This window comes from Nocardioides sp. zg-1230 (assembly GCF_013155335.1).
Taxonomy (GTDB): Bacteria; Actinomycetota; Actinomycetes; order Propionibacteriales; family Nocardioidaceae; genus Nocardioides.
In genome coordinates, this window is the sequence record NZ_JABJQZ010000006.1 from 39,019 (window position 1) to 50,720 (window position 11,702).

Below are 11,702 nucleotides of genomic sequence, written 5' to 3' on the forward strand. Positions count from 1 at the left end.
ACCTACCGTCGAGGGATGCACCAGCACAGCTCGGCCCAGCCCCGCACCGACCGGGTCGCGGTCGTCGTCAACACCGCAGCCCGGCAGGGGGCACGGGCACTGCCGCTGGTCGAGGCGGCGATGCGCGGTGTGTCCGACGACGTGACGGTGCACCCGGTGCACGGCGGTCTCGAGCTGCTGGAGGCGCTCGCAGTCGCTGTCGAGTCCGAGCCGGACCTCCTCGTGGTCGGCGGCGGCGACGGGACGATCGGGTGCGCGGCGGCGATGGTCGCCCACACCTCCGGTGCCCTCGGCGTGCTGCCGCTCGGCACGGCCAACGACTTCGCCCGCACCCTGGAGATCCCCGGCGACCTCGCGGCCGCGGTCGACACGCTCGTCCACGGCCACGTCGTCGACGTGGACCTCGGTCGCGTCGACGGGCGTGCCTACCTCAACGTCGCCTCCGTCGGCCTGTCGGTGGCGGTCACCCAGCGGCTGACCCCGGCGCTGAAGCAGCGGCTCGGGCGCTTCGCCTACCCGGCGGCGACGCTTGCGGCCTACCGCTCCCACCGGCCGTTCGCCGCCCGCCTCGAGCTCGACGACGGCACCACGCTGGAGCTCTCGGACCTCATGCAGGTCGCCGTCGGCAACGGCCGGCACTACGGGGGCGGCCTGACCGTCGCCCCGCAGGCGTCGATCGACGACCACCTCCTCGACGTGTACGCCGTCGAGCAGGGGCGGCTCCGCGACCACCTCTCGGTCGCCAGGCTGCTGCGGACCGGCCACCTCGTCGAGCACGACCGGGTGCACCACGTCACCACCCGACGCATGCGCCTGGTCACCGACGAGCCGCTGCCGGTCAACCTCGACGGCGAGATCGCGGCCACCACGACCGCGACGTTCGAGGTCGGCCGCAACGCGCTCCACGTCGTCGTACCGGCCTCCAGCCGAGCCGCGCGACTCGACGGCACCCGGGGTCACTAGGCTCGTCCCCGTGGGCATCCAGATCACGCCGAGCATCCTCAACGCCGACCTGTCGCGCCTCGCCGACGAGGTGGCCCGCATCCCCAGCGCCGACTGGGTGCACGTGGACGTGATGGACAACCACTTCGTCCCCAACCTCACCCTCGGCCTGCCGGTGATCGAGGCGCTGGGCAAGCACGCCTCCCAGCCCCTCGACGCGCACCTGATGATCGAGGACGCCGACCGCTGGGCACCGGCCTACGCCGAGGCGGGCTGCGGCTCGGTCACCTTCCACGCCGAGGCCGCCAAGGCGCCGGTGCGGCTGGCCCGCGAGATCCGCGCCCAGGGCGCCCGCGCGTCGATGGCGCTCAAGCCCGCCACACCGATCGAGCCCTACGAGGCGCTGCTTCCGGAGCTCGACATGGTGCTCATCATGACCGTCGAGCCCGGCTTCGGCGGCCAGAAGTTCCTCGACCTGTGCCTGCCCAAGATCCGCACCGCGCGCGAGCTGATGCGCAAGCACGGCGTGGAGACGTGGCTCCAGGTCGACGGTGGGGTGTCGCTCGAGACCATCGAGCGGTGCGCCGAGGCGGGCGCCGACGTCTTCGTCGCCGGCTCGGCCGTCTACTCCGCCGACGACCCTGACGCCATGGTGCGCGAGCTGAGGACGGCGGCGGAGGCCGTCTCGACGTGAGCCGTCCGGCGACGGTCGACGACATCCACGCCACGGCTCGTGCGATGCCGCACGTGAGCGTGGCGCGTCCGGACAGGAACCCGGTCTACCAGGTCGGCGGCAAGTCGTTCGTCTTCTTCCGTACGCCGCGACCTGACGCGGTCGACCCCGAGACGGGGGAGCGCTACGACGACGTCGTCGTCATCTGGGTCGCGTCCGAGGGGGACAAGCAGGCGCTGCTCCAGGACGAGGGTCTCCCGTTCTTCACGACCCCGCACTTCGACGGCCACCCGTCGGTGCTGCTGCGTGCCTCGCGGGTGGGTGAGATCCAGCGCGACGAGCTCGTCGAGATCGTCGAAGAGGCGTGGCTCGCGCAGGCGTCGGACCGTCGCGGCCGCGCGTGGCTCGCGTCGCGGGACCTCGAGCCGTAGGAACGGGTCCGTAGATTGGCGGCATGATCGAGTCCGTGTGGGACTACCCCCGTCCGCCCCGGGTGGAGAAGAGCACCGAGCACGTCGTCGTCACGCACGGTGGTCTCGTCGTTGCCGACACCATGTCGAGCCTTCGGGTGCTCGAGACCAGCCACCCGCCGACGTACTACCTCCCGGTCGGCGACTTCACCGGCGGCCTGCTGAGGCCGGGTCAGGGCACGTCGTGGTGTGAGTGGAAGGGCCAGGCCTCCTACTACGACCTCGTCGTCGGGGATGCGGTGCTGCCTGCGGTCGCCTGGTCCTACCTGACACCGACGAAGGGCTTCGAGGCGCTGGTGGACCACGTCGCGCTCTACCCGGGCCGCGTCGACCGGTGCACGGTGGACGGTGAGGTCGTCGAGCCGCAGCCGGGCAGCTTCTACGGCGGCTGGATCACCTCGCGGGTGACCGGCCCGTTCAAGGGCGTCCCGGGCTCGTCGGGCTGGTAGCCCTCCCGGTCGTGCCGACCGCGAGCTCAGTGCAGGCCGCGGTTGTTGACCTGCTGGCTCTCCAGGTGTGGCGCGTGCCGGGCGTGGTCGTCGAAGCGTCGCTGGTCGGCCATGAGGGTCTCGCCCTCGAGCTGGTCGGCGCGCGTCTGCACGCGCTCGAGCCGCGCGGCCCAGGTGTCGACGTCGCGTGCGACGTCGTCCAGCCTGGCCGCCGGCAGCACGATCGCGTCACCCTCGCTGCGGAGGCCGGGCTCCACCGATTCCAGCCCGTCGGCCTCGTACGCCGTGAGCGGGCGGGTCAGCCTGATCCGCACGGGGTAGGTCTCCCGGTCCACGTCGGCCGGGTCGACCGCCAGCTCCACGATCCCGAGATCCGGCCTGTGCCTTCGCGTTGCCATCGTCGTCCCCCTTCACCGGGACCGGGGTGGCCCCGCCTCCCGAGTCGACCACGGCACGCGCGCGATGTCTATGGGGTCCGCGCCCCACACGCCCGGACGGTCAGCCGGCGAAGAGGGTGAGCCGCTGCCGGATGATCTTGCGTCGTAGGACGACGCGGCGCTTGCCGTCGTTGCCGATGCGGAGCCGGTCGAGCTCCCAGCCACCGTGCTCGGCGCGCTCGACGAGCACGCGGGTGACGACGTTGCGGGAGAAGTCCTTGGGGAGGACGAGCGTCTCGAACTCCCACTCCACCCCGCGGCCCGGTGGGCGGCGCTGGATCCTGGTCATCGTCTCTCTCCCGTCTCTCGAGGGGTGGTGCTCAGTCGGCCGACACGTCGTCGAGGGCCTCGATGATCTCCGGGGGCAGCGTCAGCTCCTCGATGCCGAGGGCGCCCTTGAGCTGGGCGGCGGTGCGGGCACCGACGATCGGGGCTGTCACCCCGGGCCGGTCCCGCACCCAGACCAGCGACACCTCGAGGGGCGTCCACCCGAGCCCGTCGGCGGCACGGGCGACCGCCTCCACGATCCCGCGGCCGCGCTCGTCGAGGTAGGCGCCCACGAACCGGGCGAAGTGCTCGGTGGCGGCGCGCGAGTCCGACGGCGTACCGGTGCGGTACTTGCCGGTGAGCACGCCCCTGCCCAGCGGCGACCAGGGGAGGACGCCCAGCCCGAGCGCCCGCGCGGCGGGGAGCACCTCGTGCTCGACGTGGCGGTTGAGCAGCGAGTACTCCACCTGGGTCGACGCCAGCGGCACCCGGCCCGGCACGGCCCGCTGCCACGTCGCGGCCTGCGCGGTCTGCCACCCGGTGTAGTTGGAGATGCCGACGTAGGAGGCGCGGCCGGAGGTGACCGCGAGGTCGAGGGCGCTGAGCGTCTCCTCGACCGGGGCCTCGTCGGTCCAGACGTGGACCTGCCACAGGTCGACGTGGTCCACCCCGAGGCGCTCCAGCGACGCGTCGAGCGTGGTGAGGAGGCTCCCGCGGGAGGTGTCGGTGACGCGCTCGCCCGTACGACGGGAGATGCCCGCCTTGGTGGCGAGGACGACCTCGTCCCGGGCGACGACGTCGCCGATGAGCGTCCCGATCAGCTCCTCGCTGGCACCGTCGCCGTAGCCGGCGGCGGTGTCGACCAGGGTGCCCCCGGCCTCGGCGAACGCGATCAGCTGGTCGCGCGCCTCGTGCTCGTCGGTGTCGCGGCCCCAGGTCATGGTGCCGAGGCCGAGCCTGGAGACCTTGAGACCGGTCGCGCCGAGGGAACGCTGCTGCATGGTGGTGAGGGTAGCCACGGGTGGTGCGCGGAGGGCACGGGACGCGCCCGTAGGCTCACCCCCTGTGATCGATCTCCTCAAGGCAGTGGTCCTCGGCGTCATCCAGGGGCTGACCGAGTTCCTGCCGATCTCGAGCAGCGCCCACCTGCGCATCTTCCCCGAGCTGTTCGGCTGGGGGGACCCGGGAGCCGCGTTCACGGCCGTCATCCAGATCGGCACCGAGCTCGCGGTGCTCATCTACTTCCGCAAGGACATCTGGCGCATCGGCAGCGCCTGGACGCGCTCGCTGTTCCGGGCCGAGCTGCGCGGCACCTTCGACGCCCGCATGGGCTGGTTCATCATCGTCGGCTCGTTGCCGATCGTGGTGCTCGGCGTGCTGCTCAAGGACGTCATCGAGCGCGACTTCCGCAACCTGTGGATCGTCGGCTGCACCCTGGTCGTGATGGGCGTCGTGCTCGGCATCGCCGACCGGGTGGGCCGCACCGACCGCGCGCTCAACAAGCTCACGATGAAGGACGCTGTGCTGATGGGCGGCGCGCAGGCGCTCGCGCTGATCCCCGGGGTGTCCCGCTCGGGCGCAACCATCTCGATGGGTCGGTTCCTCGGCCTGGAGCGCGAGGCGGCGACCCGCTTCGCGTTCCTCCTCGCGATCCCCGCGGTCGTCGGCGCCGGCCTGTTCGAGCTCAAGGAGATCCCGCACGGCCACAACGACTTCGGCTGGGGACCCACCATCGTCGCCACGGTCGTGTCGTTCGTCGTCGGCTACGCCGCGATCGCGTGGTTGCTGCGCTACGTCAGCACGAACTCCTACACCCCGTTCGTCATCTACCGCATCCTGCTCGGCACGGGCGTGCTCATCCTGCTCGGCGCAGGCGTCCTGACCGCCTGAACGTGTCGGCCAGCAGCACCAGCGCCACGAGCTGCGTGAGCGCCACCACAGCGACCAGCGCGGGAAGCGACCGGTCGTAGAGCCAGCCGGCGGTGACGCCGCCGACGATCGCGAAGAGTCCCTGGACACCCGCGAAGACGCCGTACGCCGTCGCCCGGCGCGGCGCGGCGACGAGGTCGGCCACCACCGCCTTGACCGTCGAGTCCTGGACGCCCTGGGCGAGGACGCCGACGAGGACGGCGACCAGGGTCGAGCCGAGGGCGAGCGCGGGCACGAGCGCCACGAGGACCGGGACGAGGAGCAGCACCTGCGGGCCGGTGCGGTCGAAGACCGATCCGACGACGAGCGCCGCGACCGCCTCCACACCCATCGCGGCCGCGTAGACGACCGGGACCGCGGCGACGGGGAGGATGCCGTCGACCGTGAGGTGGTAGCCGATGATCCCGAAGGTCACCAGCGCCCCCGTCGTCAGCGAGGCCGCGACCGCGTAGCGGAAGAAGTCGCCCGGCAGCCCCGCTCCGACGACCTCGGCCCACCACCCGCGCCGGGGGGCCGGGTGCTCGGCGGCCGCCGGCGGGGGCGAGTCGTCGTACACGCTCGGGTCGGGCACGCGCCGGCGCAGCGTCAGCAGCAGGAGCATGGCGACCGCCCCCGGCACGGCGAGCACCGCCAGGCCCCACCAGAGGGACGCGAGGGCGACGACACCGGCCACCACCAGCGGTCCGGCGAACGCACCGACCTGGTCCAGCGCCTTGTGCACCCCGAAGCCGCGACCGCGCCCCACGGCGGACGCGACGTGGGCGAGCAGGGCCGACTTGGACGGGGACCGGATCGCCTTGCCGAGGCGCTCGAGCAGGATCATGGTCGCGGCGAAGGCCAGGCCGGCGGCGCCGAGGCGGGGGGCGAGGGCGAGCAGGGGCACGCAGACCGCGGTGAGGCCGTAGCCCAGGATCGTGAGCGACCAGTAGCGCCCGGTGCGGTCGGCGATCGGGCCGAAGGCCAGCCGCAGCACCAGCGCAACGGCCTCGCCGGCGCCGGTCACCATGCCGACCACCACCGCGGACGCGCCCAGCGCCGCGAGGACCGGGCCGTAGACGGAGCGGGCACCCTCGTAGACCATGTCGGCGGCCAGGCTCACGAAGCCGAACCACCAGACCACGCGCCACGCGCTGGGGGAGGTCCGGGCAGGGGTGCTCACAACCACCCGGACTTCTTGAACCAGGTGAACAGGCCGATCGACACCCCGACCATGAGCAGCAGCGCGAACGGGTAGCCGTAGGACCAGTGCAGCTCGGGCATGTGGTCGAAGTTCATGCCGTAGATGCCGGCGATGAGGGTCGGTACGACGATCAGTGCCGCGCCGGCGGAGATCTTGCGCATGTCCTCGTTCTGCTGCACCGAGATGCGCGCCAGGTGGGCGTCGAAGGCCGTCGACAGCAGCACGTCGAGGTTGTCGACCACCTCCGAGACGCGGTGGAGGTGGTCGGACACGTCGCGGAAGTACGTCGCGGTCTCGGGAGTGATGCGATCGTCCACGCCCATCGCGAACTTCCGCATCGGCTCGCGCAGCGGCATCACCGCGCGCCGTACCTCCGCGATCTCCCGCTTGAGGACGTAGATGCGGTTCGAGTCGTTGGTGCGGGCCTCGGAGAAGACGGACGCCTCCACCTCGTCGACGTCCTCCTCGAGGGCCTCGCCGACCTTCTCGTACTCGTCGACCACCCGGTCGCAGATCGCGTAGAGGACGGCCATCGGGCCGTGCTCGAGCACCTTGGCCCGGTGCTCGAGGTCGCGCCGCGAGGCACCCAGGTCGATGCCCTGGCCGTGCCGCACGGTCACCACGAAGTCGTGACCGACGAACATGTTGATCTCACCGGTCTCGACCGCGTCCTCCTCGTCGACGTACCAGAGCGTCTTGAGCACGAGGAAGAGCGTGTCGCCGTAGCGCTCCAGCTTGGGGCGCTGGTGGGAGTCGCCGGCGTCCTCGACGGCCAGGGGGTGCAGGTCGAAGGTGCGGGCGATCAGGTCGAGCTCGTCGGGGCTCGGGTCGTGGATGCCGATCCACTGGAAGTCGCCGGGGTCGCAGGGCACGCGCGCCGACCCGAGGCTCTGGTCGGCGGGGTCGCCGCCCAGCGGGACCCGCTGGCCCCGGTGGTAGAGCGCGTTGTCGACGATCACAGGCTGAGGCTAGCCCCACTAACCTCTGGAGAATGCCCACCGTGATCCTCGTGCGACACGGCCGCTCGTCGGCCAACGCCACCGGAGTCCTCGCCGGGCGCCTGCCCGGGGTCCACCTCGACGACGCCGGCGTGCAGCAGGCGGTCGCGGTCGGCGAGCGGCTGGCGGGCGTACGCCTTGCGGCGGCGGTGACCAGTCCGCTCGAGCGCTGCCGGGAGACCTGTCGCGAGATCACCACCCGCCAGGGCGAGCCGCTCCGGGCCGGCACCGACCGGCAGCTGTCGGAGTGCGACTACGGCGAGTGGCAGGGGCGTCCCCTCAAGGAGCTCGCGAAGGAGAAGCTCTGGAGGACCGTCCAGGCCCAGCCGTCGGCCGCGACCTTCCCGGGGGGTGAGTCGATGCGCGCCATGCAGGACCGCGCCGTGGCCGCCGTACGACGCCACGACGCACGGGTGGCGGCCGAGCACGGCGACGACGCCGTGTGGGTCGCGGTCAGCCACGGCGACGTCATCAAGTCGATCCTCGCTGACGCCCTCGGCACCCACCTGGACCTGTTCCAGCGCATCCACGTCGACCCGGCATCGGTCTCCGTCGTGCGCTACACGGAGTCACGACCGTTCGTCCTCGGCACCAACACGCACGCCGGCGACCTGTCGTGGCTGACCCCGCCGAAGAAGCCCCGCCGCACCTCACGCACCCGGCGCTCGGACGCCGAGGTGGGTGGAGGAGCCGGACCCCAGCCAGCGGGGTCCTAGGGTGAGTGGCATGCCCGTCGTGCACCGCTTCGACCCGCCCGAGCGCTTCGTCGCCGGCACCGTTGGCGAGCCCGGCCAGCGCACGTTCTTCCTGCAGGCGCGCGAGGGCGCGCGGCTGGTGAGCGTCTCGCTGGAGAAGCAGCAGGTGCAGGCGCTCGCGGAGCGGGTCGACGAGCTCCTCGACGAGCTCATGCGGGCCGCGGGCGGTGACGTGCTGATCCCGGCGATCGCGCCGCGCGACCTCACCGACACCCAGCCCCTCGAGCAGCCCATCGAGGAGGAGTTCCGCGCGGGCACGATGACCCTGTCGTGGGACGGGTCCGACGAGCGGGTGGTCATCGAGGTCTTCCCGTTCACCGAGGCTGCGGTCGTCTCGCCCGAGCAGCTCCAAGAGGACCTCGAGGACCTCCTCGAGCCTGAGCCCGACGAGATCTTCCTCGTCCGGATCACGGCCGCCGCGGCCCGCTCGTTCGTGGAGCGCTCGCTGTCGGTGATCGGTGCCGGGCGTCCTGACTGCCCGTTCTGCGGCGAGCCGGTCGACCCCGACGGACACCTGTGCGTGCGGGCCAACGGCTTCCGGCGCCGTGATCCCTGACCTGCCCGATGGCTTCCCCACGGGGGAGCTCACGCTTCACGGCCGCGTGCTGCCGGCGTCCAACGCCACCTTCGTCGGCGAGCTCGGGGGCGTGCGGGTGGTCTACAAGCCGATCGCGGGGGAGCGCCCCCTGTGGGACTTCCCCCACGGCACGCTCGCCGCGCGCGAGGTCGGGTCGTACGCCGTCTCCGAGGCGCTCGGCTGGGACATCGTGCCGCCGACGGTCCTCGGTGACGGACCGCACGGGCCGGGCATGGTCCAGCTCTGGCGCGACGAGGTCGAGGACGCGGCGCCCGTCGACATCGTCGGCGAGGGCGAGCTCCCGCCGGGCTTCCGCCACGTCTTCGACGGCCTCGACGCCCACGACCAGCCGGTGTCCCTGGTCCACGAGGACAGCGAGCCCCTGCGCCGGATGGCGCTCTTCGACGTCGTGGTCAACAACGCCGACCGCAAGGGCGGCCACGTCCTTCCCATGCCCGACGGCCACCGGCACGGCGTCGACCACGGACTGACCTTCCACGTCGAGCACAAGCTGCGCACGGTTCTGTGGGGCTTCGTGGGCGACGCGATCACCGCCGAGGAGGTCGAGGGGCTGCGCCGGCTCGTCTCCGCGCTCGACGGCGCGCTGGGCACGACGCTCTGCGACCTGCTCACCGACGAGGAGGTCGAGACCACGAGGCGGCGGGTCGCCCGGCTGCTGGCCCGGGGCACGTTCCCCGGCCCGCGCTCGTCGTCGTACCCGGTCATCCCCTGGCCGCCCTTCTGATCGGCGATCTCCCTCGCGGGCCCTTCCCGACCGGCCGATAGGCTGCGCCGTATGCGTGCCTGGTCGTCGCCCGACGTTCCCTCACTGCCCGTGGCGGGCCCCGTCGTGCGGGTCCACGACACCGCGAGCGGCGCCCTCGTCGAGACCCGGCCCGAGGGGCCGGCGCGGATGTACGTCTGCGGCATCACCCCCTACGACGCGACCCACATGGGGCACGCCGCGACCTACGTCGGCTTCGACCTGCTCCACCGCGCCTGGCGCAACGCCGGGCACGAGGTGACCTACGTCCAGAACGTCACCGACGTCGACGACCCCCTGCTCGAGCGGGCCGCGAAGGTCCACGTCGACTGGGCCGAGCTCGCCGAGCGCGAGACCCAGCTGTTCCGCGACGACATGGAGGCGCTGCGGGTCCTGCCGCCGGCGCACTACACCGGCGCGGTCGAGTCGATCCCGCAGGTCATCGAGCTGATCCAGCGCCTCGAGGAGGTCGGCGCGGTCTACCGGGTCGAGGACGACCTCTACTTCTCCGTCACCGCCGACGACGCCTTCGGCTCCGTCTCCGGGCTCGACCGCGACGCCATGCTCGCGATCTTCCCCGAGCGCGGCGGCGACCCCGACCGCGAAGGCAAGAAGGACCCGCTCGACTGCCTGCTGTGGCGTGCGGAGCGACCGGGCGAGCCGGCGTGGGACAGCCCCTGGGGCCCCGGCCGACCCGGCTGGCACATCGAGTGCTCGGCGATCGCGCTCGACCACCTCGGCGCCACCTTCGACGTGCAGGGCGGCGGCAGCGACCTCGTCTTCCCGCACCACGAGATGTCCGCCGGCCACGCCCAGGTCGCGCACCCGGGGGAGCGGTTCGCACGGGCCTACGCCCACGCCGGGATGGTCGCCTACGACGGCGAGAAGATGTCGAAGTCCAAGGGCAACCTCGTCTTCGTCTCCGCGCTCCGGATGAGCGAGGTCGACCCGATGGCGATCCGCCTCGTGCTGCTGCGCCACCACTACCGCAGCGACTGGGAGTGGACCGACGACCAGCTCTGGGACGCCGTGGACACCCTCGCCACCTGGCGCCGCGCCCTCGCGCTGGGTGCCGGCGCGCCGTCCGGGCCCGTCGTCGAGCGTGTGCTGGCCGCCCTCGCCGACGACCTCGACGCCCCGACGGCCGTCGCCGCCGTCCAGGAGTGGGTGGAGGCGACGCTCGGCACGACGGGCCTCGCCGACACGTCCGACCCCGAGGCCGCGGCGACCGTCCACCGCCTCCTCGACGCGGCCCTCGGCCTGTCGCTCTGACGTACGCCGCTCCCGTGGGCGGTGGCTGAGCCACACTCCCGGCGCCCGGAATGTGGGTGGACCACCGCTCGGAGGTCGGCCGGGCGCGCTCAGTCGGTGTCGCGACGCTTGAGGTACCGCTCGAACTCGCGCGCGATGGCCTCGCCGGAGGCCTCGGGGAGGTCGGCGGTGTCGCGGGTCTCCTCGAGCGCGCGGACGTAGTCGGCGACGTCCTCGTCCTCGGCGGCGAGCTCGTCCACGCCCCGCTCCCAGGCCTTGGCGTCGTCGGCGAGCTCGCCGATCGGCATGGGCACCTGGAGAAGCTCCTCGAGCTGGCCGAGCAGGGCGAGAGTGGCCTTGGGGCACGGGGGCTGCGCGACGTAGTGCGGGACCGCGGCCCAGTAGGAGACAGCCGGGATGTCGAGCTGGGTGCACGCGTCGTTGAAGACGCCGACGATGCCGGTGGGGCCCTCGTAGGTGGACTGCTCGAGCACGAGCCGGTCGACGAGCTCGGGCTCGCTCGCCGTGCCGGTCACCGGGATGGGACGGGTGTGCGGCGTGTCGGCGAGCAGCGCGCCCATCGTCACGACGAGCTCGGCACCCAGGTCGTCGCAGGCGGCGAGGAGCTCGGCACAGAACTGGCGCCACTTCATGTTGGGCTCGATGCCGCGCACCAGGATCACGTCGCGGTCCAGCTCGGCCGGTCGGGCGACGGCGATGCGGGTGGTGGGCCAGGTGAGCCGGCGGTAGCCGTTGTGGTCGGTGCCGATGATCGGCCGGTTGACCTGGAAGTCGTAGAACTCCTCCGGGTCGATGGCACCGATCACCTCGGCCTTCCACTGCTCGATGAGGTGGTCCACCAGCCCGGAGGCAGCGTCGGCAGCGTCGTTCCAGCCCTCGAAGGCCGCGATCACCACCGGGGACACCAGGTCCTGCACGTCGTCGAACTCGATCACCAGCCCAGCCTAGGGCGCCCCGCCCAGCCTGCCGTCGTGATTTCGCCGCCCGACG

15 protein-coding genes are annotated in these 11,702 nt (G+C 72.4%); 9 read left to right on the forward strand and 6 right to left on the reverse strand.

Annotated elements, in window-relative coordinates:
- Positions 1-15: 15 nt before the first annotated feature.
- Genes HOO61_RS18430 through HOO61_RS18445 form a run of 4 tightly spaced genes read left to right on the forward strand, consistent with a single transcriptional unit; the run spans position 16 to position 2,534 of the window.
- On the forward strand, positions 16-963 hold the full coding sequence (locus tag HOO61_RS18430) for a lipid kinase (RefSeq protein WP_172261173.1): 948 nt from the start codon (positions 16-18) through the stop codon (positions 961-963).
- A 10-nt stretch (positions 964-973) separates the two neighbouring features.
- Positions 974-1,636 carry a ribulose-phosphate 3-epimerase gene (gene rpe / locus HOO61_RS18435; RefSeq protein WP_172261175.1) on the forward strand — a complete coding sequence of 221 codons (663 nt, stop codon included), beginning with the start codon at positions 974-976 and terminating at the stop codon, positions 1,634-1,636.
- Positions 1,633-2,046, forward strand: a complete 414-nt coding sequence (locus HOO61_RS18440; protein WP_172261177.1) for an MmcQ/YjbR family DNA-binding protein — start codon at positions 1,633-1,635, stop codon at positions 2,044-2,046. The genes rpe and HOO61_RS18440 overlap by 4 nt, the downstream gene beginning before the upstream one ends.
- Before the next feature lie 23 nt (positions 2,047-2,069).
- Positions 2,070-2,534 (forward strand): DUF427 domain-containing protein, encoded by a 465-nt coding sequence (locus HOO61_RS18445; RefSeq protein WP_172261179.1) that lies wholly within the window; start codon positions 2,070-2,072, stop codon positions 2,532-2,534.
- A gap of 26 nt (positions 2,535-2,560) precedes the next feature.
- Here the strand turns inward: HOO61_RS18445 and HOO61_RS18450 are convergent, their stop codons facing one another.
- The 3 genes from HOO61_RS18450 to HOO61_RS18460 all read right to left on the reverse strand — a co-directional run bounded on the left by HOO61_RS18450 (position 2,561) and on the right by HOO61_RS18460 (position 4,239).
- Positions 2,561-2,932, reverse strand: a complete 372-nt coding sequence (locus tag HOO61_RS18450; RefSeq protein ID WP_172261181.1) for a hypothetical protein — start codon at positions 2,930-2,932, stop codon at positions 2,561-2,563.
- Between the two features lie 100 nt (positions 2,933-3,032).
- Complete coding sequence (locus HOO61_RS18455; protein WP_172261183.1) at positions 3,033-3,260, reverse strand: DUF5703 family protein; 228 nt, start codon at positions 3,258-3,260, stop codon at positions 3,033-3,035.
- Positions 3,261-3,291: 31 nt separating this feature from the next.
- Positions 3,292-4,239, reverse strand: a complete 948-nt coding sequence (locus HOO61_RS18460) for an aldo/keto reductase (RefSeq protein ID WP_172261185.1) — start codon at positions 4,237-4,239, stop codon at positions 3,292-3,294.
- A gap of 67 nt (positions 4,240-4,306) precedes the next feature.
- On the opposite strand from HOO61_RS18460, the gene HOO61_RS18465 reads away from it, so the two are divergent.
- A complete protein-coding gene (locus HOO61_RS18465; protein WP_172261292.1) occupies positions 4,307-5,128 on the forward strand; it encodes an undecaprenyl-diphosphate phosphatase in 822 nt (273 codons plus the stop codon).
- Here HOO61_RS18465 and HOO61_RS18470 read toward each other — a convergent pair.
- Both HOO61_RS18470 and corA read right to left on the reverse strand, forming a co-directional pair.
- On the reverse strand, positions 5,094-6,326 hold the full coding sequence (locus HOO61_RS18470; protein ID WP_367650247.1) for an MFS transporter: 1,233 nt from the start codon (positions 6,324-6,326) through the stop codon (positions 5,094-5,096). The two genes, HOO61_RS18465 and HOO61_RS18470, sit on opposite strands and share 35 nt — an antisense overlap.
- Entirely contained in the window at positions 6,323-7,306 is a 984-nt protein-coding gene (gene corA / locus HOO61_RS18475) for a magnesium/cobalt transporter CorA (RefSeq protein WP_172261188.1), read from the reverse strand. Before corA ends, HOO61_RS18470 begins: the two co-directional genes overlap by 4 nt.
- A gap of 32 nt (positions 7,307-7,338) precedes the next feature.
- Here corA and HOO61_RS18480 point away from each other — a divergent pair, with 32 nt between their 5' ends.
- Genes HOO61_RS18480 through mshC form a run of 4 tightly spaced genes read left to right on the forward strand, consistent with a single transcriptional unit; the run spans position 7,339 to position 10,712 of the window.
- A complete protein-coding gene (locus tag HOO61_RS18480) occupies positions 7,339-8,061 on the forward strand; it encodes a histidine phosphatase family protein (RefSeq protein WP_172261190.1) in 723 nt (240 codons plus the stop codon).
- Positions 8,062-8,071: 10 nt separating this feature from the next.
- Positions 8,072-8,656 carry a DUF3090 domain-containing protein gene (locus tag HOO61_RS18485; protein ID WP_172261192.1) on the forward strand — a complete coding sequence of 195 codons (585 nt, stop codon included), beginning with the start codon at positions 8,072-8,074 and terminating at the stop codon, positions 8,654-8,656.
- Positions 8,646-9,422, forward strand: coding sequence for an SCO1664 family protein (locus HOO61_RS18490; RefSeq protein ID WP_367650248.1), 777 nt, complete (start codon positions 8,646-8,648; stop codon positions 9,420-9,422). Before HOO61_RS18485 ends, HOO61_RS18490 begins: the two co-directional genes overlap by 11 nt.
- A 51-nt stretch (positions 9,423-9,473) precedes the next feature.
- Entirely contained in the window at positions 9,474-10,712 is a 1,239-nt protein-coding gene (gene mshC, locus HOO61_RS18495) for a cysteine--1-D-myo-inosityl 2-amino-2-deoxy-alpha-D-glucopyranoside ligase (RefSeq protein ID WP_172261194.1), read from the forward strand.
- A gap of 89 nt (positions 10,713-10,801) precedes the next feature.
- Here the strand turns inward: mshC and HOO61_RS18500 are convergent, their stop codons facing one another.
- Entirely contained in the window at positions 10,802-11,647 is an 846-nt protein-coding gene (locus HOO61_RS18500) for a PAC2 family protein (RefSeq protein ID WP_172261196.1), read from the reverse strand.
- Between the last annotated feature and the right edge of the window lie 55 nt (positions 11,648-11,702).

Coding starts and splice junctions, on each gene's coding strand:
- mshC (WP_172261194.1), top strand. CDS start 9,474: ATGCGTGCCTGGTCGTCGCCCGACGTTCCCTCACTGCCCGTGGCGGGC.
- HOO61_RS18445 (WP_172261179.1), top strand. CDS start 2,070: ATGATCGAGTCCGTGTGGGACTACCCCCGTCCGCCCCGGGTGGAGAAG.
- HOO61_RS18460 (WP_172261185.1), bottom strand. CDS start 4,239: ATGCAGCAGCGTTCCCTCGGCGCGACCGGTCTCAAGGTCTCCAGGCTC.
- HOO61_RS18430 (WP_172261173.1), top strand. CDS start 16: ATGCACCAGCACAGCTCGGCCCAGCCCCGCACCGACCGGGTCGCGGTC.
- HOO61_RS18480 (WP_172261190.1), top strand. CDS start 7,339: ATGCCCACCGTGATCCTCGTGCGACACGGCCGCTCGTCGGCCAACGCC.
- HOO61_RS18455 (WP_172261183.1), bottom strand. CDS start 3,260: ATGACCAGGATCCAGCGCCGCCCACCGGGCCGCGGGGTGGAGTGGGAG.
- HOO61_RS18485 (WP_172261192.1), top strand. CDS start 8,072: ATGCCCGTCGTGCACCGCTTCGACCCGCCCGAGCGCTTCGTCGCCGGC.
- HOO61_RS18450 (WP_172261181.1), bottom strand. CDS start 2,932: ATGGCAACGCGAAGGCACAGGCCGGATCTCGGGATCGTGGAGCTGGCG.